The 25,049-nt window shown below is 67.8% G+C and carries 23 protein-coding genes; 16 read left to right on the top strand and 7 right to left on the bottom strand.

Features of this window, described 5'->3' with window-relative positions:
• Positions 1–4: 4 nt before the first annotated feature.
• The 4 genes from HPY83_08675 to HPY83_08660 all read right to left on the bottom strand — a co-directional run bounded on the left by HPY83_08675 (position 5) and on the right by HPY83_08660 (position 4,772).
• Positions 5–1,615 (bottom strand): DUF4129 domain-containing protein, encoded by a 1,611-nt coding sequence (locus tag HPY83_08675; GenBank protein ID NPV08022.1) that lies wholly within the window; start codon positions 1,613–1,615, stop codon positions 5–7.
• A complete protein-coding gene (locus tag HPY83_08670; GenBank protein ID NPV08021.1) occupies positions 1,612–2,793 on the bottom strand; it encodes a DUF58 domain-containing protein in 1,182 nt (393 codons plus the stop codon). Before HPY83_08670 ends, HPY83_08675 begins: the two co-directional genes overlap by 4 nt.
• 110 nt (positions 2,794–2,903) lie before the next feature.
• A complete protein-coding gene (locus HPY83_08665; protein NPV08020.1) occupies positions 2,904–3,854 on the bottom strand; it encodes a MoxR family ATPase in 951 nt (316 codons plus the stop codon).
• Between the two features lie 447 nt (positions 3,855–4,301).
• Positions 4,302–4,772: a hypothetical protein gene (locus HPY83_08660; protein ID NPV08019.1), complete on the bottom strand. Its 471-nt coding sequence runs from the start codon at positions 4,770–4,772 to the stop codon at positions 4,302–4,304.
• 388 nt (positions 4,773–5,160) lie between these two features.
• On the opposite strand from HPY83_08660, the gene HPY83_08655 reads away from it, so the two are divergent.
• The 4 genes from HPY83_08655 to HPY83_08640 are packed head-to-tail and all read left to right on the top strand — an operon-like array spanning position 5,161 to position 8,827.
• Positions 5,161–6,294: a hypothetical protein gene (locus tag HPY83_08655; protein ID NPV08018.1), complete on the top strand. Its 1,134-nt coding sequence runs from the start codon at positions 5,161–5,163 to the stop codon at positions 6,292–6,294.
• Positions 6,294–7,826, top strand: a complete 1,533-nt coding sequence (locus HPY83_08650) for a hypothetical protein (GenBank protein NPV08017.1) — start codon at positions 6,294–6,296, stop codon at positions 7,824–7,826. Before HPY83_08655 ends, HPY83_08650 begins: the two co-directional genes overlap by 1 nt.
• A gap of 4 nt (positions 7,827–7,830) precedes the next feature.
• Positions 7,831–8,526 (top strand): dTMP kinase, encoded by a 696-nt coding sequence (locus HPY83_08645; GenBank protein NPV08016.1) that lies wholly within the window; start codon positions 7,831–7,833, stop codon positions 8,524–8,526.
• On the top strand, positions 8,498–8,827 hold the full coding sequence (locus HPY83_08640; GenBank protein NPV08015.1) for a hypothetical protein: 330 nt from the start codon (positions 8,498–8,500) through the stop codon (positions 8,825–8,827). The genes HPY83_08645 and HPY83_08640 overlap by 29 nt, the downstream gene beginning before the upstream one ends.
• Positions 8,828–8,900: 73 nt before the next feature.
• Here the strand turns inward: HPY83_08640 and HPY83_08635 are convergent, their stop codons facing one another.
• Together HPY83_08635 and HPY83_08630 are read right to left on the bottom strand one after the other, a co-directional pair.
• On the bottom strand, positions 8,901–9,338 hold the full coding sequence (locus tag HPY83_08635) for a zinc ribbon domain-containing protein (protein ID NPV08014.1): 438 nt from the start codon (positions 9,336–9,338) through the stop codon (positions 8,901–8,903).
• Positions 9,339–9,479: 141 nt separating this feature from the next.
• Positions 9,480–10,094 (bottom strand): hypothetical protein, encoded by a 615-nt coding sequence (locus HPY83_08630; GenBank protein NPV08013.1) that lies wholly within the window; start codon positions 10,092–10,094, stop codon positions 9,480–9,482.
• Positions 10,095–10,279: 185 nt separating this feature from the next.
• On the opposite strand from HPY83_08630, the gene HPY83_08625 reads away from it, so the two are divergent.
• From HPY83_08625 to HPY83_08585, 9 genes are all read left to right on the top strand, one after another.
• Positions 10,280–10,546: a DUF370 domain-containing protein gene (locus HPY83_08625; protein NPV08012.1), complete on the top strand. Its 267-nt coding sequence runs from the start codon at positions 10,280–10,282 to the stop codon at positions 10,544–10,546.
• Positions 10,539–11,207: a guanylate kinase gene (gene gmk / locus HPY83_08620; GenBank protein NPV08011.1), complete on the top strand. Its 669-nt coding sequence runs from the start codon at positions 10,539–10,541 to the stop codon at positions 11,205–11,207. Before HPY83_08625 ends, gmk begins: the two co-directional genes overlap by 8 nt.
• A 126-nt stretch (positions 11,208–11,333) precedes the next feature.
• The gene (gene amrB, locus HPY83_08615) at positions 11,334–12,167 is read left to right on the top strand and encodes an AmmeMemoRadiSam system protein B (GenBank protein NPV08010.1); all 834 of its coding nucleotides are present in this window, start codon (positions 11,334–11,336) and stop codon (positions 12,165–12,167) included.
• A 7-nt stretch (positions 12,168–12,174) separates the two neighbouring features.
• Complete coding sequence (priA, locus tag HPY83_08610) at positions 12,175–15,093, top strand: primosomal protein N' (protein ID NPV08009.1); 2,919 nt, start codon at positions 12,175–12,177, stop codon at positions 15,091–15,093.
• 347 nt (positions 15,094–15,440) lie between these two features.
• The gene (locus HPY83_08605; GenBank protein ID NPV08008.1) at positions 15,441–16,586 is read left to right on the top strand and encodes an exo-alpha-sialidase; all 1,146 of its coding nucleotides are present in this window, start codon (positions 15,441–15,443) and stop codon (positions 16,584–16,586) included.
• A 35-nt stretch (positions 16,587–16,621) separates the two neighbouring features.
• Positions 16,622–17,440, top strand: coding sequence for a bifunctional DNA-formamidopyrimidine glycosylase/DNA-(apurinic or apyrimidinic site) lyase (gene mutM / locus HPY83_08600; GenBank protein ID NPV08007.1), 819 nt, complete (start codon positions 16,622–16,624; stop codon positions 17,438–17,440).
• A gap of 136 nt (positions 17,441–17,576) precedes the next feature.
• Positions 17,577–18,224: a SagB/ThcOx family dehydrogenase gene (locus HPY83_08595; GenBank protein NPV08006.1), complete on the top strand. Its 648-nt coding sequence runs from the start codon at positions 17,577–17,579 to the stop codon at positions 18,222–18,224.
• 66 nt (positions 18,225–18,290) lie between these two features.
• On the top strand, positions 18,291–19,352 hold the full coding sequence (locus HPY83_08590) for a hypothetical protein (protein ID NPV08005.1): 1,062 nt from the start codon (positions 18,291–18,293) through the stop codon (positions 19,350–19,352).
• Between the two features lie 123 nt (positions 19,353–19,475).
• Complete coding sequence (locus HPY83_08585) at positions 19,476–20,120, top strand: L-ribulose-5-phosphate 4-epimerase (GenBank protein ID NPV08004.1); 645 nt, start codon at positions 19,476–19,478, stop codon at positions 20,118–20,120.
• Here HPY83_08585 and HPY83_08580 read toward each other — a convergent pair.
• Positions 20,117–20,737, bottom strand: a complete 621-nt coding sequence (locus tag HPY83_08580) for a hypothetical protein (protein ID NPV08003.1) — start codon at positions 20,735–20,737, stop codon at positions 20,117–20,119. The two genes, HPY83_08585 and HPY83_08580, sit on opposite strands and share 4 nt — an antisense overlap.
• A 178-nt stretch (positions 20,738–20,915) precedes the next feature.
• Between HPY83_08580 and HPY83_08575 the strand changes: the two genes are divergently transcribed.
• Genes HPY83_08575 through HPY83_08565 form a run of 3 tightly spaced genes read left to right on the top strand, consistent with a single transcriptional unit; the run spans position 20,916 to position 25,045 of the window.
• On the top strand, positions 20,916–22,502 hold the full coding sequence (locus HPY83_08575) for an FHA domain-containing protein (protein NPV08002.1): 1,587 nt from the start codon (positions 20,916–20,918) through the stop codon (positions 22,500–22,502).
• Positions 22,503–22,511: 9 nt separating this feature from the next.
• Positions 22,512–22,817 carry a hypothetical protein gene (locus tag HPY83_08570; protein ID NPV08001.1) on the top strand — a complete coding sequence of 102 codons (306 nt, stop codon included), beginning with the start codon at positions 22,512–22,514 and terminating at the stop codon, positions 22,815–22,817.
• A gap of 23 nt (positions 22,818–22,840) precedes the next feature.
• The gene (locus HPY83_08565; protein ID NPV08000.1) at positions 22,841–25,045 is read left to right on the top strand and encodes a serine/threonine-protein kinase; all 2,205 of its coding nucleotides are present in this window, start codon (positions 22,841–22,843) and stop codon (positions 25,043–25,045) included.
• Positions 25,046–25,049 lie beyond the last annotated feature (4 nt).

Raw genomic sequence — 25,049 nt, 5'->3', positions numbered from 1 at the left:
CCCGTCAGGAGCCTTCCGGCGGCGACGTGCCGCGAAGCCGGCGCAGGGCCCGCTTCACGCTCTCCCAGTGGGGTCGGACGCCCCGGGCGTAGGCCTGGTCCAGGGGATGGTCGCTGTAACGGGCCTCCACGAAGGCCACGGTCAGAGCCTCCAGGTCCTCGTCCGCCTCCGGCACCCGCTCCCGCAGGCGCCGGCTGTATTCCTCCGGCGTCTGGTGGCGCCGGCGAGGAACCCCCACGTCGCTCCCTCGCCTGACGGTCGAGAGGTAGTAGTACCGCACCAGCTCCCGCGGGCCCATCCCCCGCGGGGGCCGCCACCGTGGCGGCGCCACCCGGCGAGCCGCCTTCAGCCGCCGCTCCACCGTCCCACGCAGAGTGGCTCCCACCCGCGCCGCCCCGCCCAGCAGCGACCGCATGGCCCTGAGCACCAGGGCTAAGGCGTCCAGGAGAGGTCGCAGTAGTCCTACCCCGCGGAGGCTGGCTCCGTGCTCCCGGAGGAAGTTCCGTAGGGCGTAGGCCACCATAGCCACCGCGATGGCCCACAGCGCCACCGTCTTTAGGATCTCCAGCAGCGGCGGTCCTCCCGCGCCCGTCGGCTCGGCCTGCGGCATCTGCATGGGAGGCGGCGGCGGAGGGGCTCCATCTCCGCTCCCTTGAGCCACCAGCCAGCGCAAGGGATAGAGCAGCAACCCCAGCAGGTAGAGGACGATGTAGGCGACGGTCACCAGCACCGAAGCTACCAGGTTCAGGGCGTAGGACAGCGCCTCCAGCAGGCCCACCGAGTAGTCCACGGGCAGCACGAGCGCCACCACCAGAGCTACCAGTAGCAGCCCGGTCACCAGCGCCGGCCACCGGCGGGCTACCGCCGGGGAGACCTCGGCCTCCTCGTGCTGCCACCGGGTGCGCAGCAGCGTCAGCCTGGCCTCGGCGATGAGGGCCAGGCCCAGAACGAAGTACACCAGCACGTGCAGGATCAGAGCCCGGATGGTGCCCCGGCGGAAGTCAATGATGGCGGCCGGGTCCACCCGGGCCATGCCGGCCAGCATCAGAATGAGGATGCCCCCGGCCAGGAAGGTGCCCACCACCCGCTGAAAGGCAGCTGTGTGCTGCACCCGTCGTGCCGGGCTGCTCAGCCACAAGTCGTATTCCGGCGAGGTGATCGGCGGTGGCTTCTCCGCCGGGTGAAACTCGATCTCCTCGAACCAGCGCACCAGGGCGCTGGCCAAGCCCCAGAACCCCAACAGCACCCCGGTGCCGAAGAAGAACTCCAGGTCCAGAAGCCGCTCCACCCGACCGCCGAGGCGGGGCAGGCCCTGCCAGGCGAATCGCAGCAGCAACAGGGCCAAGGTCAGGGTCATGGCCTCCGCCGCCCGGTAGCGGGTCAGGTCGCTGCCCCTGAGCTCCCTTCGCTGGATGGCGCGGTGGGACAGGTACGACTCCAGGGGCACCAGCAGCGTGGCCAGCCCCAGATACCCACCTCGCCAGGGCAGCCCCAGGGCGCGCACTGCATCCAGGAGGGTGAGAAAGGCAAGGTACATCATCCCCGAGGTCAGCAGCAGCCGCCACCACACTCCCAGCGACAACCGTATCTCCTGCCGCCTACCCTTCTCGTTCACAGAGCCATCCGCGCCAACGCCTGGCTCTGCCGCACCCGCCACACCGTGGCTCCGGCCTGCTCCAGCCGACGGCTCGATGCCTCCAGGTCAGCGTGGTAGTCCGCCAGGACGGCCACCACCCGGAACCCGGAACGACGCAACTGGAGCACGCCGCCCAGCAAGCCCTCTCCTGTGCCACTCACCACCAGCACCGAGCATCCCCAGGATAGGCTCAGGACCTGCCTCTGGAAGAAGCTCTCGAAGGGCTCCGCCTCGCGCGTCTCCACCCGGCCGAGCACCTCCAGGGCTGCCATCAAGTGCGCCTGGCCCGAGCGCAGGGGCAGCGAAGGACCCCTGCCCCCGTCCAGCGCCAGAGGGTCCTGTCCGTTGCTGGCCAAGCTGAAGGCCTGGCCCTGTACGGTCAGGCGGCTGGCGATGGAGGCGGCGGCGCTCACCGCCAGCTCGGTGGTGGTGACGGCGTAGCCGGGTTGGTAGTGCGCCCGCTCCAGGTCGAGCAGAATGGCCGTATCCAGGCTGATCACCGGGTCGAACAGCTTGGTCTGCAGGCGACCCACGGCTGCGCTCGCCTTCCAGTTGATGTGCCGCAGGCTATCCCCCGGCCGGTAGTCCCGTACCCCGCCCACCCTGGTGGGGTCGCGGTGGATGGCAGCCTTCTGGCGCACAGTGCCGAAGGGCGAGCGCGAAGGCATGCCCAGGTCCTCCAGCGCCACCAATCGGGGGTATACCGTCAGTGTGGTGACTCCCGCCTCGGCAGTGGCCTCGGCACCAGCGGCCAGCAGATCCCCACTGCTCAGACGAAGGGGCCCGATCTCGTAGTAACCACGCTTGCGACAGTCGAGCTCGTAACTGAAAGAGGTGCTCTCGTGAGGCATCAGGCTCACGGCGTGGTTGCGCACCGGCGGGAACCCCAACGGCTGGGGTAGACGCTCCTGCAGGTGAAGCCAGGGCACCGGTAGCCACCCGTCGTTCACCACCCGGATCTCCACCCGGTGGCGCTCGCCCCAGAAGGAGCGTTCCTCGGTCCGGCGCTCCACCCGCACCTGAGCCAACCCCCGCCGCACCCACACCCGGGAGAGGAGATACACCCCGAAGAAGACGTAGAGGACGTAAAAGAAGAAATCCACGCGCATGAGGGCGGCCACTAGGAACAGGACGACTATGAAAAGCCCCATGTCCACGAGACCGCGTCACTCCTGGGCTAATGGATAGTGAGCAGTTGACAGCAAGGCGATCGCGTCACCTACCGCTCACCACTCACCACTCACTACTCACTACTCACCACTCACCACTACCCACCCCCCTCCCCGATGTCCACCCTGGTGGCTTCCAGCACCTCGGCCAGTACGCGCTCCACTGTGCGGCCCCGAAGCGTGCTTTCCGGCTTCAGGATCAGCCGATGCCCCAGCGTCGGCTCCACCAGCTCCTTCACGTCGTCAGGCTTGACGAAGTCTCGCCCTCTTATGGCCGCCAGAGCCTGGGCTCCCTTGAACAGGGCCAGGCTGCCCCGGGGGCTAGCCCCCAAAGTCAGGTCTGGGTGCTCGCGGGTGGCCTGGACCAGGCGCACCACATAGTCCACCACGGTGTCGTCCACGTAGACTTCCCACACCAGCTCTGCCAGCCGGGGCAGCTCCTTGCCCTCCACCACCTGTCCGATGCTAGTGATGGGGTGCCTTCGCTGCAGGTTGCGGAGCATGCGTGTCTCTTCCTGCCCCTTGGGATAGCCCAGCCTCAGCCGGAGGAAGAACCGGTCCAGCTGCGCCTCGGGGAGGGGAAAGGTGCCCTCGTACTCCACCGGGTTCTCGGTGGCCAGCACCAGGAAGGGAGGCTCCAAAGGGTAGGTTATCCCATCCACCGTCACCTGCCGCTCGCCCATCGCTTCCAGAAGGGCCGACTGAGTCCGGGGTGTGGCTCGGTTGATCTCGTCGGCCAGCAGCACGTTGACGAACACCGGCCCAGGACGGAACTCGAACTGCCCCGAACCCTGGTTGTACACCGACACGCCGGTGATGTCGTTGGGCAGTAGATCCGGGGTGCACTGCAGGCGCTTGAAGCTGAGGCCCAGCGACGCCGCCACAGCCCGCGCCAGCATCGTCTTACCGACCCCGGGGACGTCCTCGATGAGCACGTGGCCCTCGCAAAGCATGGCCACCAGCACCAGCTCGGTCGCCTTCTCCTTGCCCACGATAACCCGGCCCGCATTGGCCGACACCGCCTGAGCGAAGCGGCTGATCTCCTCCATGCTTCTCCTTCTACAGCTCGAGCGCGTAGCAGGAGTATGCTAGAAGCCCGCTCGATCGCCTGTCAACTTGGGGGGGGCGGAACGCTCATGACCCTCATGATCCGTCGCTCTCCGCCAATGGCAGACGCGCCAAGAAGGAACACCAGCGAACGTCGGTGTTGTCCCAGCGCTGTCCGCGTTCTATACTGGCGCGACCACGATCGGGGAGGGATGGCCTCTGACCAGGCGCAGACCGAAAGGCAGCACTAGAGGCGCCGCCAGGCCACGCTTCTGGCTCAGCATGCTGATCTTGATGGCGGTCCTGGTCCTGGCCGGCCTGGGCCAGTGGGACCTGGTCCTGGCGGTGCTCATCGGGCTATTGGTGGGCAACGTGGGGGCCTGGCTCCTGGGCCAGGACTAGCGCACTCCGGAGGCCCGGGCGAGACGCCGCTGCCGAGGCGGCCCGGCCTAGCGGTGGCTCAGCGTGAGGGGCAAGTACACCCGGCAGCCGCTGTTCCCGCCTGGATCTACCGCCTGGGCCGCCAGCCCTGCTTCGAGAGGGGGACCTAGTTGGATCGAGTCTCCCGGCCGCACCAGTTCATAGCGATAGATGGCGCCGGGAACCACCTGATCGTCAAGGTAGGTGAACTCGCCAGAGTGATCGCTCTGGGCCACCGGCGCCGGGTGGGCGCCCATAGCCGGCTGCAATTGGGTGCGCATCACCACCAGCGGCGTGGCACTCTCGGGCTCAACCAGCCACCGCACCTCCACACCCCGCGGGAGCGCCCAGGCGCGGAAGCACAGTCCCTCCAGGCACCAGCCGTTGCCCCCCGTCCATGACTCCGTCCCCACCGGCTCCGGCTCCTGAGCCTGGATGGGGGAGGCCACGAGGGCGAGGATCAGCCCGACTGCTACAACAATTGGAGTTCGCCTGAGCAAGATGTGCACCTCCGCCGGTCACTCACCAGCTCGATCCGGGCTATGCTAGCAGAGATAGATTAGGACCGACGCCCGCAATCATAAGAAAAAGGTTAGAATGCACCCTCTTGTGAGAGCGGGCCGAAGGGCCAGCTTCGCCTCCTCGGCTGGTTGGTGTTCGCCCACCCTCAAGGAGTGCGCGCGCCCTCGCGCGGATGGGCCCCGGCCGCCAGGCCCCACATCAGGGCCGCCACCGCGTCTCGGGGGCGCGGACTCCTCATGGGGCCTTGGCTGTCTGGCAGCGTGTAGCTCTGGAGCTCTCCTCAGTGCCCCGAACGGTCCGCCCGGTCTTGCCCTCGGGGACCTGACCCCCGGTCCTGACCCCTTGCCGAGTCGGTTGCAGACGCCGGTGGTCAAAGGTAGAATAGAGCTGGTCGAGTCGGTTCAGGTACAGACGTTTTGCCTGCACTTAGGACAGCTATCTCTAGCAAGGTCGGTGTCGCACATGGGTCTGCTTGACCTCCTGGCGCTGCACAGCCTTCAGCATCACGGGCTATCGCTTTGCCCGGAGGCGAGCCTCGGGCCAGAGAGGTCTCCTCTGTGGGAAGCGGTGGCTTCGGCCCTGTCGCTGGATGGCGCCTCCGTCATCACCCACGTGGCCACCGAGCCCGAGGACCCGGATGCCAGGAGAGGCTTCGTGCAACTGCGGCTCCTCCATGGGCGCCCGGCAGCGGAGCTGCTCTACATCGCTCCCGCTCCGTCAGGGGACGAGGCTCCGCTGGTGTGGGATCGGCTCTTGGCCCAGGTAGCGTCCTGGGCCTCAGCCCAGGGGATAGCGCGCGTCTTCGCCGCTATGCCTGCCGATGGGCCGGCCGAAGCTGCGTTTCGTCGCAACGGCTACACGCGCTACGCCCTGGAGACGATCTACCGATTGGACGCCGTGCCGGGCGGGGCGGGAAACTCCAGCCAGCGGTTGCGCCCCTTGCAGAAGCGCGATCTCTGGCCCATGCAGCGCCTCTATGCCGCCATCACCCCCATCCGCGTCCAGCAGGCCGAAGGGCTGCTCCACGCGGGGTGGCAGGTGCCCCCCGACGAGTGGAGCGGGAAGGGGTGGACACGAACCCTGGTGGTCGAAGATCACACTGGGCTTCGGGCCGAGCTTAGCCTCCGTCGGGGGAGCGAGGCCCACTGGATGCGCGTGAGCCTGCGGCCAGATTCGACCGGCCTGGCGGCCGAGCTGGTGGACGAAGCCCTCGCCCGTATCTCGCGCTGGCCCGACCGGCCCCTGTTCTGCAGCGTGCGCCACTACCAGGAGCGCCTGGCGCCGGCGCTGGTTGAGCGCGGGTTCGCTGCCGCCATGGACCGGGCCCTGACCGTGCGGCCCACCGTGGTCTGCGTGCGCCCGGCTCTGGAAGAAGCTGTCCTTCGTTTGCAGGGAGCCGTGGATACCGGGCTGAACCCGGCCGTCAACGAGACTAGCAGTAAAGCCGATGCGTGTTGCCCCACAGGCGTTGGGAATCGCATCGGCAGCCGAGTGGTATGATGAGCGAAGTCAGGATAACAGACGATTTGGATGCCCTTCTGGCCGTCCTTCCACCCCACGTGGAGGCAGCCATTCGCCGCATAGACGGCAGGGACGATCTCATCGAGGTCGTGCTCGACCTCGGACGCGTCCCCGAAGCTCGCTATTTCGATCGCGAGGCCATACTTGACGAGCGTGAGGTCACCGAAGCCGACCTGGAGTACGTGGTCTCTCGCATTGGCACCTTCACCGACGAGAACCGAGCCGGCATCGAGCGCACGCTGCACCGCATCTCCGCCATGCGCAACCGGCACGGCCGCATCGTCGGCATAACCGCCCGCGTGGGCCGCGCCGTCTACGGCACCATAGACATCATCAAGGACATAGTCACCAGCGGGAAGAGCATCCTTCTACTGGGCCGTCCCGGTGTGGGAAAGACTACCATGCTGCGAGAGGCGGCCCGCGTTCTGGCAGAGGAGAACCGCGTAGTCATCGTGGACACCTCTAACGAGATCGGCGGGGACGGGGACATACCCCACCCGGCTGTGGGCCGAGCGCGCCGTATGCAGGTGCCCAAGCCTACCCTGCAGCACGCCGTGATGATCGAGGCGGTGGAGAATCACATGCCCGAGGTCATCGTGATTGACGAGATCGGCACCGAGCTGGAGGCCGCTGCCGCTCGCACCATCGCCGAGCGCGGGGTCCAGCTGGTGGGCACGGCGCACGGCAACAGCCTGGACAACCTCATGCTCAACCCCACCCTCATGGACCTGGTGGGCGGCATCCAGAGCGTGACCCTGTCCGACGAAGAGGCCCGGCGTCGCGGCACTCAGAAATCCATATTGGAGCGCAAGGCCCCGCCCACCTTCGACGTGGTCATCGAGATCGTAAACCGGGACCGTCTGGTGGTCCACCATGATGTGGCCTCGGCAGTGGACGCCCTTCTGCGCGCCCGACCTCTCCCTCCGGAGGTCCGCTACCGGGACCAGGAGGGTCGCGTGCACATCGAGGAGGCCCGCCTTGGCGCGCCCGCCGCCGAGGAGCCCCGCCCTACCGTGCCCACCCCTCATCGCGAGACCTTCCGCCCCGAGGAGCAGCTGGCTGTCTTCCTCTACGGGGTGAGCCACAATCGCTTCCGGGACGCAGTCCAGGACCTCAACCTTCCCGCCCGAATCGCTAGAGGCCTGGAGGAGGCGGACGCCGTCATGACCCTCCGGAATCACTATCGCCGCCACCCTCAGGCAATCACCGAGGCTGAGCGGCGCAACGTGCCCGTCTACGTCCTGCGCTCCAACACGGGAGAGCAGATCCGTGGCTCCCTGGCCACCATGTTCAACCTCCCCTACGAGCAGGCGGAGATGCAGCGGGGCCCGCTGGAGGAAACTCAGGCCGCCATCCGCCGGGTCCTGCAGGGGACTCCTTCGGTGGAGCTGAGTCCCCAGAGTAGCGAGATCCGCCGCCAGCAGCACCTGCTGGCCCGCGAGGCCAGCCTGGTGTCCTACAGCCTAGGCAGCGAACCCTATCGCCGGGTTCGCATCAGCCGACCCCGGTAGCACCTTGGTCCCCGCCGAGCTCACGACCGAACGAGCCGCCCGCCGGGGGAAGTTCATCACCTTCGAGGGCCCCGAGGGGGGAGGCAAGACCACCCAGCTGGAGCTGCTCCGTCGCTACCTCGCGTCGCGCGGGGTGGAGGCATTGTGTTTGCGGGAGCCCGGTGCTACCATCATCAGCGAGCGCATCCGGGACCTCCTGCTGGATCGGGAGCTGGGGGAGCTGTCCGCCCGCACCGAGGCCCTTCTCTTCTGCGCCGCCCGAGCCGAGCTGGTGGCAAGCCGGATATGGCCCGCTCTTCGCGCCGGCCGCGTCGTCCTCTGCGACCGCTATACGGACTCGACCCTGGCCTACCAGGGCTATGGCCGCGGGCTGCCGGTGTCGGAGCTGGCCGCAGTGAATCGGTTCGCTACCGGAGGGCTGGAACCGGACCTTACCCTGTGCTTGGACGTGCCCGTCGAAGTGGGGCTGCGACGCAAAGCCGCCGCCAACGAGACTAACCGCATGGAAGCCGAGGGCCTGGCTTTCCACGAGAGAGTGCGGCGCGGGTTTCTGGAGCTGGCCGCTCGCCAGCCGCAGCGATGGCGCATCATTGATGCTACCCAGGCCCCGCATGCGGTCGCCATGGCCGCTCGCCAACATGTAGACGCAATCCTGGAGGAGGCACTAGGACATGAAACTGATCATAAGCATCGTGAATAGCGACGACGCCCGCGGGCTGCTGGATCAGCTGGTGACCAGGGGGTTTCGCGCTACTGTGATCAGCACCACCGGCGGCTTCCTGCGGGAGGGCAATACCACCATGTTCGTGGGCACCGAGGACGAGAAGGTGGACGAGGTGTTGCGCATCATCCGCCAGAGCAGCCATACCCGCACTCAGTACGTCAGCCCCCTACCGCCCATCATGGAGCCCGGGGAGCTCTACACCCCCAATCCCATCGAGGTCCAGATCGGCGGTGCCACCGTGTTCGTGCTCAACGTGGAGCGTTTCGAGCGCTATTGAGTGATCAGTGGATAGTGAATAGTGGCCCCTGGGCCCGCCCGGGCGCCCGTCCCTGTTCGCCATCCACCATTGACTAGAAGTCGGGGTCGAACGAGTCTCCGCTCTCGTAGCCGACGTCGTCGCCCGCCAGTTCGGGCATGGACTTCTCGATCTCTTCCGGGTCCTCTCCCGCCTCTAGGCGGCCCACGATCTCGTCGAACTCCTCGCCCATGTCCTCGCCCGTTTCCTGGCTCAGCTGACGCATCAAGCGCCCCAGGGCCCGCGGGTCTTCCTCGTCCAGACCCTCCAGCCCACCATCCGCCAGGCTCTCCAGCCGGCTCTCCTCCGATCGCACCACAGCCACACGGGAGACTAGGCGATGGAGCTCCTCGCTACCGCAGCGGGAGCAAGTGGGCCGGCTTCGCTCCATCTGCGCCACTGATCGCCACCAGATGGTCACCCTTCTGCCGCATCCAGCGCAGCGGTACTCGTACACAGGCATAGCGTCGCCTACCTCACTCAGCGTCAACATGGCTTCACTTCAGCACACCCGCCGGCCGCCTGCATCGGCCGGCACACCGGCCCCCGAAGGCCGCGCCCATGGTCGGTTTCCTTAGGGCAGGCGCACGCGCCACCGCTGCATGGCAGCTGGCGGTCCTTGCCCAACAGGACGCTATCCCCGGCGCCGCCTCCGCGCGGTCTCCTGCATCCGTTTGCGCGCCAGCACCCCCACCATCACCAGCGCCATAGCCACCGCCAGGCCGCGCATGATCGGCCCCTGCACGTTTGGCCCCATCATGATCGCGTGCGCCGTCGCCAGCCAGAAGGCAATGTAAGTGAGCATGTGCAGAGGCCGCCAGGCATCGCCCACCGGGCGCCGCCATAGCGCCGCGGCGCTGGCGATCGCCAGCAGGTACCAGGCTGGCCTCCCACCCCACTGGAGAAAGCCCCTCACCGAGCTTACCACTGGCACGAAGACGTCCAGAGATGACATGCGCACCGCCACCGAAATGGGATGCACCGTCAGCAGGGCCAACCCGGTCACCGCTACGTAGTGGTGCACGGCGAGAAAGGGACGGCCGAAAAGGCGCAGCATCTCCCGCAAGTAGGCGGAGCTTAGCGAGGCGGTGAACACCGCCAGGTACCCCACCAACGCCGGCACCCGCACCGCGAAGTCCAGAGGGCCGGCGAACGGCTGCCGCGAAACCAGTAGCGCCGCCAGGGCCAACACCACCACGAATCCGGCTATCAAGTACCAGGTTCTGTCGGGACGCCTGCTCCGAGCCACAACGCTGTCCTTTCGCCCTCTCGCTCGGCGAGGGCTTACCAACGCGGTCGTACCAGCCAATTCCACACGATGTCATGATGCCCGGCAGACAGGCCGACCTGCCGGCGGCCCCGGGGAGGGTTGTTCCGCCCTCAGACCGGCGATTATAATGGTTCACGTCTACGTTAACAAGAGGCCAGTGAGAGATGACGACCCAGCTGATCCACGTAGGCTTCGGAGACTACGTCGCCGCTAACCGGATTCTGGCCGTGATCCGGCCCGGCTCCGCGCCCGTGCGCCGACTCATGGAACAGGCGGAGCGCAAGTCCTTGCTGGTGGACGTGACTCACGGTCGCAAGACCAAAGCCATCATCCTCCTCGACTCCGGTCACCTGATGCTTGCCGCTCTCCAACCGGAAACGGTGGCCGGGCGCCTGGAGAGCCGCTCGGTCCCCGAGGTTGCGGATGAGTAACTCCGCCCAGCGCCCAGTGCCGGGTATCCCTTATCTCCGAAAGGAGGGCGGGAGCTTCTGCTGGGAACCAGGCCCCATCGTGGTGGTCGTCTCCGGCCCGTCCGGCGCCGGCAAGGACGCTGTCATAAGGGAGCTTCGCTCCCTTGACGGCTCCATCCACTTCGTCGTCACCGCTACCTCCCGCCCGCCCAGGGTCGACGAGGTGGACGGGCGCGACTATCACTTCCTCACCCGGGAGGAATTCGAGCGCCGTCTGGAACGAGGAGAGTTCTTGGAGCATGCCATCGTCTATGGCGACTACAAGGGAGTCCCTCGCTGGGAGCTTACCCGGGCGCTCGAGTGCGGGCAGGACGTCGTGCTTCGGGTGGACGTCCAGGGAGCGCGGACGCTCCGTGGCCTGCTCCCCGAGGCGGTCTTCATTTTTCTGATGGCCGAGAGCGAGGAGGAACACCTTCGTCGGCTGCATGGCCGGGGTAGTGAGGACGGCCGCACTCTGGCCGATCGCCTGGCTCAGCTCGAGCACGAACTGCAAGCACTGGCCGACTTCGATTACGTAGTGATCAACCGCCGCGACGCCCTGAAGCAGGCCGCCGCCCAGATCGCCAGCATCATGACGGCGGAGAAGCTCTGCCTCCACCGGGGGCGTCGGCAGCCGGCCTGATCGCAAGGGCCGCGGGCAGCGGCAGTGCCGGGCTCGTCCCTCGGGGAGGCAGTATCCCGCCTGGGCCGCGCCCTCGTGGTGCCTCCGCCTGGATGCCTGAAGGCCGCAAGGTTACGGAGGTCAGTAATGTCAGTGGCTCAACCCTCAGAGATACGACCGGCGCAGTTCGCCGACGACCAGTGGTACCCGTCCTCTGCCGCCCGACTGCGACGACAGATCGAGTCGCTCTTGGCCGAAGCACCTTTCATGGACCTGGGCCGTCCCTTGGGCCTCGTCGTCCCCCACGCCGGGATTCGCTTCTCCGGAGGGGTGGCCGCTCAGGCCTACCGCCAGATCGAGGGCCAGATCTACGATCCCGTCGTCATTCTCTCTCCTCTGCATCGTCGGCCCCTCGGCCCCTATGCCGTCACCTCCTACCGCTACTACTCCAGCCCTCTAGGGCTGGTGCCCGTGGATGAGGATCTGGTGACTGCGCTGGGATCGGTCTTGCCCGTGACTCGGGTCAGCGTGGACGAGGAGCACTCGCTGGAGATTCAGCTGCCCTTCTTGCAGCACACGCTGGGCCAATTCGATCTCCTGCCCATCATGATGGGCGATCAGAGCCCGTCTTCCGGGCAGGCCCTGGCCTCCGCCCTTGCCCCCCTCTTGCGGGAGCGGCAGCCGCTGGTCGTGGCCAGCAGCGACCTCAGTCACTTCCACGACTACGACACCGCCGTAGAGCTGGATCGAGGGCTGATCGAACGGCTGGAAGCCTATGATCCCGACGGGCTAGCCCGCATGCTGGAGCGGGGCGAGGCCGAGGCCTGTGGCGGCGGACCTATATACACCGCCATGCTTCTGTGCCGCGCCCTGGGGGCAACTCGGGTCCGCGTCCTCCAATACGCCAACTCGGGCGATGTTTGGATGGATCGCAGCCGCGTGGTAGGCTACGTCTCCGCCGTTCTCCTGCCCCCTGAGTAACCCAGCCATGCGCTGCGCTGACGTGGCGGTGCAGGTGCCGGCGCAACCAGGCGCCGCGCGCCCGGACACCACCCGCAGCGAGACGGAGACCGGCGTCTTCACTTACCTTGTACCCGACGTGCTGGCGGGGCGGATCCGGGTCGGCCAGTGGGTCTGGGTACCCTTTCGCACCCAGCACGTCGCTGGCGTGGTAATGGCTCTGGACACGAACCCGCCGGACGTCAAGCTGCGCCAGATCGCTGACATCGTGGACGACCGTCCCGTCCTCACTCAGGAACAACTGGCCCTGGCTCGGTGGATGAGCCGCTACTACCTGGCTCCCATCTACGAATGCCTAAGTCTCTTCCTCCCGCCGGGCTCTGCCCCTCGGGTCGAGAGCGTCTACCGGGCCGGGACCAGGGAGCAGCAGGACGTCGGGCGGCGCCGGGATCGGTTCACTCCTCTGCAGCTGCGGGTGCTGGATCTCCTCGAACGTCACGGAGATCTGACAGAAGAGCAGGTGGCCTCGCTGGCGGCGCGAGAGTCTCTCCTTCGGGGCACTCGAGCCGCACCCGCGGTGAGCCGTGCTCTGGAGTCGCTGGTACAGCGGGGCGCGGTCCAACGGGTGTCTCGCCTGGCGCCGCCCAGAGTTGGCCCCAGTTGGAAGCCGGCGGTGCGTCTTCTGGCCCAGCCTCGAGAAGCGCTGCACTACCTCGCTCGCTCGGCGGCCCGAGGGCCGCGGTGGTTGGCTCTCCTTCTGCTGGTAGAGGCCGACGAGGCAGGCAGCCCCCTGGTGCCCCTGGACGAGGTGCTGGAGCGGTCCGGCGCTTCCCTCGCCGAAGTCAGGCAGCTTGCCGCCGAGGACCTTGTGGCGCTGCTGCCCGAGGCCACCTTGCTTAGCGCCCCGGGCAGACAAGCCGACGACACCCAGCCCTACCGGGAGACACTGGAGCGCCTGCGCTCGGCAGGCCCCCGGACCATGCCCGAATTGGAGAAGCTGGGCTTCGAGGTGGAGGAGCTCTCGCGTCTGGTCTCCCTCGGCCTCGTGGAGGAGCACAAAGACCTGGGCGTGGTTGCCCTTCGGGTTCCGCCAGAGGAAGCCCGAGAGAGGGTCATAGCCGCCGCCAACCTCCGGGCCGCTCGCCGTGCTCTGGAGGAGCTGGTTCAGAGGCGGAGCCCCATGTGGCTGGCAGATCTCGCTCGCGCCGCTCGCTGCGGCCGAGCCTCGGTGGAGCGGCTGGCCGAGGCCGGCATCGTCGCCATCGAGCAGCGCCGTTACTACCGGGACCGGTTCCTCCACCGTTCCGGAGAGCCTTCCCCTCTCCCCACCCTGACCGAGGACCAGGCCCTGGCCCTGGCTCCCATAGTGCAGGCACTGGACGGCGGCCGGCCTCGCGCTCTGCTCCTTCAGGGAGTCACTGGCAGCGGCAAGACCGAAGTCTACCTCCACGCCATCGAGCACGCCCTGTCTCAGGGAAAGCAAGCGATGGCGCTGGTGCCGGAGATATCGCTGACTCCCCAGGCCCTCAGCCGGTACGGTCGCTACTTCCCAGGCCGGGTGGCGGTACAGCACAGCCAGCTCACTCCGGGCGAGCGTTACGACCAGTGGACCAACGTGCGCGATGGCCTGGCTGACGTGGTGGTGGGGCCTCGATCGGCCCTCTTCATGCCCCTACCCCGCTGCGGACTGATCATCCTGGACGAGGAGCACGATCCATCCTACAAGCAGGCCAACCGCCCCTGCTACCACGCCCGCGACACCGCCCTCCGCCTAGCCCAGGAGTCCGGGGCAGTGGTGGTGCTGGGCAGCGCTACCCCGGACGTGTGCACCTACCGGGCTGCCGCTCGAGGGGCCTTGCAGCTCCTCTCACTTCCCCGTCGCTATGGGCCAGACGAGCCCCCCGCCCTTCCGGCGGTGGAGGTGGTGGACATGCGCGCCGAGCTGCGCGCCGGTCACACCGGCATCCTCAGCCGGCGTCTGGAATCCGCCCTGCGATCGGTCCTGGCCCAGGGCGAGCAGGCCATCTTGTTTCTCAACCGCCGCGGCACCTCCACCTTCGTCATGTGTCGAGACTGCGGGTACGTCGCCCGCTGCCCCCGCTGTGACCTCCCCTTCACCTACCATACCGGCGCCGCCGACTCGCCGTCGCCCTCCCTCATCTGCCATCACTGCGGCCGCCGCGACGTCCCTCCCAGCACCTGCCCCGAATGCGCCAGCGTTCGCATCCGCCACTTCGGCGCCGGGACGGAGCGAGTGGCAGCCTACGCTCGCGCCGCCTTCCCTGGGGCCCGGGTGGTGCGCTGGGATTGGGACACAACGCGAGAGCGAGGGGGACACGAGCAGATACTGGACGCCTTCCTCCGCCACCAGGCTGACATCCTGGTCGGCACCCAGATGGTGGCCAAGGGGCTGGACCTGCCCCTGGTGACTCTGGTGGGCGTGGTCTCCGCCGACGTTTCCCTCTTCTTCCCCGATTTCCGGGCCGGGGAGCGCGCCTTCCAGTTGCTGACCCAGGTGGCCGGGCGCGCCGGCCGCCGGGAGCGGGGAGGCCATGCCATCATCCAGACCTACCACCCGGACCACTACGCCATTCGGGCCGCCGCCCAGCACGACTACGAGGGATTCTACGCCCGGGAGATCGCCATGCGGCGGCGCCTAGGCTACCCCCCCTTCGGGCACATGGTGCGGCTCTTGTACACTGGCAGCAGCGCCAGCAAGGCGGAGCAAGCCGCTTTCATCCTGGCCCGGCGCCTCACTAGGCGGATACGGCGGGAGGGCCTGCCCAACCTGGAAGTCATCGGCCCCGCCCCCTGCTTCTATTCCCGCCTGCGTGGCCGCTACCGCTGGCACGTCCTTCTCAGGGGCGAGGGAGCGCAGGACCTGCTCCGCCACGAGCCCCCGCCACCCGGCTGGCGGGTGGACGTGGACCCGCTCGACTTCCTCTGAACCCCGCGGGGGCGCATCTGCGGGCAAGCGCGGCACGCACGAAGCCTCGAGACGTGGCTCACCCCCCTGGGTTGGCTCCGCGTCTGGCGACGTGGGCTCTTCGTGCGCGGCCTGGGCGCCATGGCGTCGGCCTGAGTGCCGGCGTACGCCCTGCTCCGAGAGCGAAATGCGGCCCCCAGCGGCTGCCTCGACCGCGCGCCTCACTTCGGGTATCATGGGGCATCGCCAGGGCACTCACAGGCTCGGGGACGGTCCTGCCCAGCCGACGGCGCGCCTGCCGCCGCGATGGACCCCCGTCCCCTGCACCGCCTTGGGCGTCTGTCTACCCCAGCGAAGGAGGTGTCGCCTTGTACCGATCGGTCATTGCGCCAGCCACCGAACGCCATCCACGCAACACCGAGGCAGACATCGCCGTCCTGCCCGACGGCCGGTTGCTCCTGGCATACACCCGGTTCGAAGGCGGATCCTCCGACTTCGATCGGGCGGAGGTGGTGGGACGCTACTCCTCTGACAGAGGGCGGACCTGGTCGGAGGACTTGGTCCTCCAACCCAACGACGCCGACGTTAACTGCATGTCGCCTTCCCTCCTCCAGCTGCCTGAGGGAGAGCTGTTGCTGTTCTACCTGCGCAAGAACTCCCCGACCGACCTGCAGGTGTACGTGAAACGTTCCGCCGATCAGGGTCAGACTTGGGGCGAGCCCACTCGTGTGACCGACGGCCAGGGCTACTACGTGATGTGCAACGCCCGCGCCGTTCGGCTCTCGAGCGGCCGCCTGCTTGCACCCGTCTCTCACTGTCAGGATGCTCGCGGCCCGATCGAGGGCGCCGGCCATCACGTCGTCCTGTGCTTCGTGTCCAACGACGACGGCCTCTCCTGGCACTGCCACGGCAACGCGGTGGACTTGCCGCGGCGAGGAGCGATGGAGCCCGGGGTGGTGGAGCTGGCGGATGGCTCCCTGCTCATGGTGTTGCGCAGCCAGCTGGGGCGTCTTTACTTCTCTCGGTCCAGCGATGGCGGAGAGGCCTGGGCCCCGCCCGAGATGAGCGCTCTAGTGGCCCCCGAGGCCCCTTCGGCTATCGCCCGATTGCCCCAGTCCGAGGACCTGCTGCTGGTCTGGAACGACAACTACGACCCGGGCGTGGACCACGGAGGCATCCGGTCGCCGCTGCGCTCCGCCATCTCCCGCGATGGCGGCCAGAAGTGGTACCGGTACCGCACCATCGAGGGGGACCCCTCCCGCGCTTACTCCTATCCCAGCCTCACCTTCGTCGATGACGAAGTGCTGCTCACTTACTACGAACGAGAACGGCCGGGCCGGCTTTCCCTGGTGTTCCGGGCCCTACCGGTGGAGTGGTTCTACCGCATACAGGACAAGTTCGTCCTTCAGGGGCTCGGCCGCCTCCCCGATTACCCCGCCGAGTCCATCGGCAGCCCGCTGGGTCGAGTGCGGCTAGACGGACGCGAGCAACTGGAGCCTCAGCGCGAGTCGTGACCCGCGTGGATGGCCCCGAACGATGGGAGTTGCGCATGCCTGAGCTGCCCGAGGTGGAGATACTGGCCCGAGAGCTACGCCGATATGCCGTGGGAAGAACGGTGGCGTGCGTAACCACCACGCCCGATCAGAGGCTGGAAGTTGGCCACGAGCAGCTGCCCGAGCTTAGCGACCAGCGATTGATGGACGTGCGACGCTTCGGCAAACGCCTAGCTCTGGACTTCTCCGGCGGGCTCTCCCTGCTCACCCACCTCATGATGGTGGGCCAGTGGCGCTTCTCCCCCCTCGCCCACGATGTGCCGCCAGACCCTAAGCTGACCATCGAGTTCTCCGATGGCACCCGCCTCTACCTCCATGGTGTCGCCCTGCGGTACCAACGGCTCCTCCCCACTGACGAGGTGACCCAGCAGGAAGAGATCCAGGCACTGGGGCCCGACGCCTTGTCCCCCGGCTTCACCGCCGATGGACTGGCTAGTGCCCTGGCACAGAGGAACGCAGGCATCAAAGCGGTCCTGTTGGAGCAGGGCCTCATTGGCGGCATCGGCAACACCTACGCCGATGAGGCCCTCTACCTGGCCGGCATTCACCCGCGCCGCCCCGCCTCCGACCTGACCCGGGAGGAGGCGATTGCCCTTCACGCGGCGGTGGTCCAGGTGATGCGGGAAGCCATCGAACACGGCGGCGCCTCCGAGATGGCCTTCGTTCACCTCGACGGGAGCAAAGGCCACTACCAGGACGTCTTTCGGGTCAAGGAGCGGGAGGGCCAGGCCTGCAGCCGCTGCGGGAGCGCTATCGTGAAGGAGAGGATCGCCGGCCGGCCCACTTACTACTGCCCTGGACACCAACGCCTCTGATGCCACTCGCCGCTCCCATGCGTTAGCTCCTGGTGGAGGGCATCTGGTATCGCCCCGCCACCTACAGCCTGGAGGTGCGACGGTGAGACGCAACCGGCGTTCGCTATTGGCATGGCTGCAATGTCTGCTACCTCTGATGTTCTCCTGCGCGCCCGGCCCCCTGCGGGATCAGTCACCCTTGCGCCCGCATACCGCAGCCGAGGCCGAGCCCACCCCTTTGCCCCCACCCGACACCGCTTCCGGCCTGCCGCTGACCCAGACCCTGGCCCGGAGGCGGTCGCTGCGGCAATACAGCGCCCGCGAGCTTACCGACGAGGAAGTGGGGCAGCTGCTCTGGGCAGCTCAGGGGATCACCGACGATCGCGGCTTCCGCACGGCACCGTCCGCCGGTGCCACCTATCCCCTCGAGCTCTACCTGGCCACCCGGCGCGGCCTCTTTCACTACCGGCCCGCGGGGCACCAGTTGGCCCGCCTCCAGGAGCGGGACCTCAGGGGCGACCTGGCGGCTGCTGGCCTGAACCAGACCTGCATCCGAGATGCGCCTGCCGTCTTCGTCGTGGCCGCGGTCTACGGGCGCACTTCGCCCCGATATGGGGCCCGAGCGGAGCGGTACGTGCACCTAGAAGCAGGGCACGCCTGCCAGAACTTGCTGCTTCAGGCTGAGGCCCTGGGGTTAGGTGGTGTGCCCGTGGGTGCCTTCGAGGACGAGCGCGTGGCCCGTCTCCTGGGGCTTCCATCCGGGGAGACGCCGCTCTACCTGGTGCCCGTGGGCCAACCGGCCTGAGCTTCCTTTCGCTCCCGCCTGGGCCGCAATAGAATCGAGCCATTCGTTGATGACGATGGAGTAGCCGTGACCCCGAAGCAGAGAATAGAGGCTGCCTTGCTGGGCGAGAGCCCAGACGTTGTCCCCTTCACTGTCTACGAGAACAAGCTTCCTGTCAGCGAAGCTGAGCGCCGTCTGCGCAACGACGGGCTAGCCATACTCGTGCGGACGTCTGCCTTCCGTCCTGTCTACTCTGAGGTCACCCAGGAGCAGGTGCACTTCACCGGCACCGACGGAGTCTCCTACGTGCGCACCGTCGTGCACACGCCAGCAGGCACGCTGACCGCCTTGGACCGCCCGGTCGGCTTCACCTCGTGGCACGAACAGCGGCTCTTCAAGGGCCCCGACGACTACGAGCCCCTGGAGGCCATGATTGCCGATCGCCAGTACGTTCCCACCTACGACCAGGTGACCCGCCTGCAGGGCCTCATGGGCGAGGACGGGTTTGTCCGCGTCGGCATAGGCTACTCGCCCCTGCAGGAGATCATCTACAGCCTGATGGGGCTGGAGCAGTTCTCCATCCAGTGGGCAGAGAACCGAGAACGCGTGATGCGCCTCTACCGTGCCTTGACGGAGGACCGTCGGAAGATCTACCCGCTCGTGGCTGCCTCGCCGGCCCTGGCGGCCAACTACGGAGGTAACGTCAGCCCCGAGGTCGTGGGGCGAGACCGTTTCGAGAAGATGATCCTCCCTCACTACGATGAGGCAGCCGAGATACTGCACGCTCACGGCAAGCTGCTGGGCGTGCACTTCGATGCCAACACCCGCGCTTTGGCCCCCGGCATCGCCCGCTCCAAGATGGACTACGTCGAGGCCTTCACCCCTGCCCCTACCTGCGACATGACCGTGGCCGAAGCTAGAGAGGCCTGGCCCGACAAGGTGCTCTGGATCAACTTCCCCTCTTCCACCCACCTGGGAACCATTCAGGAGATCGAGGACATGACCCGGCTCATCCTACGCCAGGCCGCCCCGGGCGACCGGTTCCTCATCGGCATCACCGAGGACGTCCCCGAGGACCGCTGGCAGGGCAACTTCGCCGCCATCTTGCGCGTGGTGAACCGCGAGGGGCGGCTGCCCATCGCTAGGTGAGGAGCAAGTCGGCGGGGAGAACGCTCCGGGCCGAGGCCGGGCCACCGGCGTTCTCTGCGCCCTTCGGGCTGGACCGCCGGCTATCGAGCGACGGCGGAGGTCGCCTTAGGAGAGAGAATCACGGTGCTGGAAGAACTGAAGCAACTGGTGTACGAGATGAACCTGCTCTTGCCTCGGTCCGGCCTGGTGACCTGGACCAGCGGCAACGTCAGCGGGCGCGACCCGCAGACCGGCCTGGTGGCCATCAAGCCCTCGGGCGTCCGCTACGAACGACTCACCGCCGATGACATCGTGCTGGTGGACCTAGACGGCAGACAGGTGGCCGGCCATCTGCGGCCCTCGGTGGATACCGCCACCCACCTCTACGTCTATCGCCACCGGCCGGACGTAGGCGGTGTGGTTCACACCCACTCGCCCTACGCTACGGCCTTCGCCGCCGTGGGCAGGCCGATCGAGCCCTGCCTAACCGCCCTGGCCGACGAGTTCGGCTGCACCATCCCGCTGGGCGCCTACGCTCCCATCGGCGGGGAGGAGATCGGGCGAGAGATCGTACGCTCCATAGGTCCCGCCCCCGCCATCCTCATGCGTCACCATGGCGTCTTTGCCCTCGGGCCGGACCCTGAAGCGGCCGTCAAGGCGGCCGTGATGGTCGAGGACGCCGCCCGGACCCTGTGGATCGCCATGCAGATAGGCGACCCTCAGTCCCTCCCTCCGGAGGAGGTGGACCGCCTCCACCGGGCCTACACCGAGGGCTACGGTCAGCGCTAGGACGGTAGCACTGGCCGATCGGAGCCGTCGGGTGTCTCCTCCGGTTCCTGAAACAGCCCGCGGTAGAAGGCTCGTAGGTAGGCGGGCATGAGCCGGAGGTCCCCCATGGTGCCGCTAGCAAGGCCAGCGAACATCTCCCAGTCGTTGCTGTCCACCAGCAGGCCGGGCCAGCCGTCGTGGGCGGTGCCGTACACGTAGCCCTCAGCCAGCCTCCGCACCTGCTGGTAGCGAGGGTCCGGCTCGTGCGCCGCCCGCGTCACCGCCTCCATGAGCGCTCGTTCCTGACCGCGCCGCCGATCGTGCCACCAGGCGTGAGCAAGCTCGTGTACGGCCGCTTCATGCTGCGCCGTCAAGAGTCGGACGCGACGCTCCTCCGGGATCCAATAGCCGCCACCGCGAGTGCTGTGGGGGTCGTCCACTCGTACCGTGATCTCCCTCCGCAGCCAATCGGACGCTTCGCTTGTGAAGTGATACTGCGCCAGCACCTGGCTCAGAAACCGCCCCGTCCAGTCCTGTCCCCCTTCTCTCGTCGCGCCGCCCCGGGACCAGCCCCATCTCCGGGCCAGGCGGCGACCCCATTCCGCTATGGCAAGCACGATAGCTGTTAGGCCCTTCATGATGTGCTATACTCGGGCACAATCGGGGGGAAGTCCAGCATCAGGGCCACGGGCCGACCTGTGCCCTCGAGGCGATCGAAATCGTTTCCCGGCCCCCGATCCTGTGGCCAGGCCCACGGTTAGCGGTGAGGCGCCGCTCGTAGTGCTGCTCTGTCCCCCGCCCAAGAAGAGGTAGGGTTTGCGTCTGGTTGGAAGGTCGGAGGCGGTATCCGGGGTGGATCTGCCCCTGGAGCAGGGACCCGTGACGGCGGGCGCCGCCTCCAGCAACAGCATACAGGTGGAGCATCCGGCGGTGGCCCGACATCACCTGCGTCTGGCTCGACACGGGGCGCAGTGGATGCTCGAACCCCTCGATGCCAGGCGCCCGGTCTACCTGAACGGAATCCGGGTGATTGGGCGTCATGCCCTACGACCGGGCGACGCGATATCGTTCGGCCCGGCGTTGCTGGCCGTCTTGCCGGAGACTCGCGAGGCCGGCCGACCACGGCGGCGTCCGGATGCCAACCCCCGCACCTGGCTGCTAGCCTCGGCTGGCCTGCTTCTCGCCCTCGTGGCGTCGGTGGCGGCTCTGCAGGCCCAGCTGGTGCCCCTGCAGCCCCTTCAGGCCGTGGAGCATGCCCTTGCGCCCAGCAGCACCGCGGTCAGCTCTGTTACTTCCACCGCCGTCCCTACTCCGATCCAGTCGCCAACTGCAGCACCAACAGACACGGCCACCCCCGATCCCACCCTGACGCCCACGGCCACGGTCCGCCCTACTCGAACCGCCGCTCCGACCCGGGATCCTCTTCGCGCCACGCTGGAGGCCGGCCTGGCTGCCGCGCCACTGGAGCGGGCGGTGGCCGCCATGACGGCAGTGGCTCAATTGCCCCCTGCCGAGCAGAGGCGAGTCCTCGCGGAGCTGCAGGTGGCTCCGGAGCTCGACCGCTGGCTGGATTCAGTCCTGGGGACGCCCACCCCCGTCCCCCCGCAGGGACGCATTGCTTTCGGGCGCTACTCCAGCGACTCCAACCGCTACGACGTGATCCTGCTAGACCTGGCCACCGGTGCCGAGACCATCTTGCTGCCCCAGGCTAGCCAGCCAGCCTTCAGCCCCGATGGCCGCATGCTCGCCTATCATTCCTGGCAGCCTAACGCTCTCGGCCTCTTTGCTGCCACCGGGGACGGATCCCAGCGCTGGCTACTCACCAGCGACGCTCACCCCGAAGACGGCTGGCCTGCCTGGTCTCCCGATGGATCGCTCCTGGCCTTTGCCAGCCTCCGTTTTGGAGACGGCATGAGCAGGATTTACACTGTCCCGGCGCACGGTGGCACCGCCACCGGCATCGCCTACGGGGAATATGCCGACTGGTCCCCCAAGGGCGACAGGTTGGCGGTGAAGAGCTGCATCGGTGGCTCCTGCGGGATCATGCTCGCCTATCCCGATGGCAGCGGGCAGGAGTTCCTCACCACCGATGCCACCGATGGAGCCCCGGCGTGGTCACCCGATGGCCGGTACATCGCCTTTCACTCTTATCGAGACGACAACTGGAACCTCTACGTCATGGGCAGTGATGGCACCGGGCTAGTGCAACTCACCGATGCCCAGGCCACGGACTGCGTGCCCCAATGGTCTCCCGACGGGCGCTATCTGGCATTCCGCAGCGACCGGGGCGGCGACTGGGGCCTCTGGGTGGTGCCATCGAGTGGCGGCCCACTGCTGCGGCTCCTCGATGCCCCCATACAGGCCGGGGATGAGCTGGTCGAGCGTCTCTCGTGGCTACCCTGAGGAGGTGACTTGGCGGCAACAAAGGGCAAGACGGTGAAGAGGCGGCGGCAGGGCACGAAGCGACGACTTCGCTTCACCGTGGCGGTGGAGTTCCTGGTAGGCTTGCTCGGCATCTACGGCATCGGTCGGCTGCTCGCCGGCCGGTTCAAGGAAGCTCGCATCTTCCTCATCGCCAGCCTACTGCTCATCGTGCCGTTGGACTTCACCCCCCGCTTGGTGGGAGACATGTACGCCATCTGGGTCCCCTGGCTGGTGAAGGGAGTGCTGGCGCTCCTCAGCGCCGCGCACCTGGAGTACGCTCTCGGTCGGGGCTGAGCCCCGCTTCTCGGAGGTGATACGTGGGCGATCTGGTCGGCCGGCGGCTGGGGGACTATGAGATCGTCGAGCTCCTGGGCCAGGGCGCCGCGGGAGCGGTGTACCGGGCACGGCAGCTCTCTCTGGACCGTTTCGTCGCCGTTCGGGTGCTCGATCCAGCCCTGGCAGCCGACCCCGGCTTCCTGGAGCGGTACCGCGAGGCCGTGCTCGCTTCCGCTCGGCTCATCCACCCCAACATCCTGCGCCTCTATGACCTGCGTCACGACGGCGAGGTGCACTACGTGGTGATGGACCTGGCCCCCGGTGGCAGCCTCCGGAGCCGCCTCGCTCAGGGGCCACTGCCTCTGCCGGAGGCGCTCGAGCTGGCCGCAGCAGTGGCCGACGCCCTGGCCTACGCCCACGCCCACGGCGTCACCCACGCGGCTCTCGACCCCAACGACGTGCTCCTCGACGATGCCGGCCATCCCTTGGTGGCCGACTTCGGCTTGGATAGAGCCTTGGCTCGGCCGGGGTCGCAGACCATCCTTCCTGAGTACATGACTCCAGAGCAGGCCCAGGGGCTGGAGACGGGCCCCCACACCGACCTGTACGCCCTGGGGCTGATCCTGTTCGAGGCCATAACTGGCAGACCCCCTTTCCGAGGGGACACACCTCTGAGCGTACTCTATCAGCAGGTGAACGAGCCCCCGCCCAGGCTGACATCCTTCGGCGTCCAGCCTCCGGCGGTGCAGGAGTTGGTGGACACGGCGCTGGCCAAGTCCCCGAGGCACCGTTTCCCCTCGGGGATGGACATGGCCCGGGCGCTCCGTCATGCCGCTGCGCAGACCGCGGCACCGCCGGAGCCTACCTTCCCGAAGCCGGCTCCCTCCCGGCCCCGCACCGGCTTCGCCCCTGCGGCCCGGCCGGCATCCCGAACCCCCTGGGTGGCCGTGGCCGCGCTGGGCGCGGTCGGGTTGTTCGCCGCCGTGGCGGTGCTGGTCCTGGTGGCCGGGCAGCTCCTGGGCGGGCGCGGGGACGAGACACCAGTGCCGGCGACGGCTGTAGCTGTCGCGGCGGCCGATACCGCCACCGCTGTTCCCACCTCTACCCCGGCTCCCCCTACGCCTACTGCACCGCCCACGGCGCTGCCCACGGCGACCTCCAGCCCTACCCCCACGCACACCGTGACGCCCAGCCCCATGCCCACGGCCACGCCCACCCCCCGGCCCGCCGGTGGAGGGTTCGGCGGCGAGGTGAAGTCGGCCGTCACAGCCACTCCCGCCGAGACCGTAACGGCCGCACCATCCGACACGCCTACCGCCGTCGTGGACACGCCCACTCCCACCTTCACGGCGACTCCGGCCCCGACCGATACCCCCACCGCGGAAGCGACTGCTACCGAGCCGCCGCTGCCGGCGGGGTTCAGCGGGCGCATCGCCTATCCCCTGTACGACCCGCATACAGGCCGAACGGATGTCTGGGTGGCCCAGGCCGATGGTTCGCACCGCTACCAGCTGGCGCCCTGCATGCGACAGCCCGACTTCCGCGGCGACGGGGTACTGGCGATGAACGGCGAGGGCTGCGGCACCGACAGCCTCTGGCTCATGAGCGCCGACGGCAGCGAACGGCGGGAGATTAGCCGGCACCCGGAGGATAGCCACCCCACCTGGTCGCCCGATGGGAGCTCCGTTGTCTACTCCTCCTCGCAGCAAGGAGACGGCCAGTGGCGACTCTACGCCCACTCCGTGCTGGGCGAGATTCCGGAGGGGCCACCCTTCCTGCCCCTGGGCTCCAGTGGCATCCTGGGTCGCTCACCGGTCTGGCTGAGCAATGGCGAGATCGCGTACAATGGATGCGACTACGGCTTCGGCTCGGGCGGGAACTGCGGCCTTTGGGTGGTGAGCAGTCAGGGAGGCCTTCCGCGACGCCTGACCGGCGACGCCAGCGACCGCGCTGCAGACGAGCATGGGGGCAACCTGGTGTTCATGTCCACCATGAACGGCGCCTGGGACGTCTACCGCATTCGTCTGGACGGCTCCGACCTTACCCGGCTCACTCAGGGTAGCGGAAACAGCGGGCTTCCCACGTGGTCGCCCGATGGTAAGGCCGTAGCTTTCCTGTCCGACCGCGACGGTCAGTGGGCCGTCTGGGCGATGCGGCCCGACGGCAGCCAGCAGCACAAGCTGTTCGACCTCAACGGCACCCCAGGGCCGCAGTGGACCGATGAGAGAATGAGCTGGGGACCATGAGATC

The sequence above is a fragment of the Anaerolineae bacterium genome, assembly GCA_013178015.1.
Classification (GTDB): domain Bacteria; phylum Chloroflexota; class Anaerolineae; order DRVO01; family DRVO01; genus Ch71.
The sequence above is the reverse complement of the archived record's forward strand: the minus strand, read 5'-3'. Positions and strand labels throughout refer to the sequence as shown.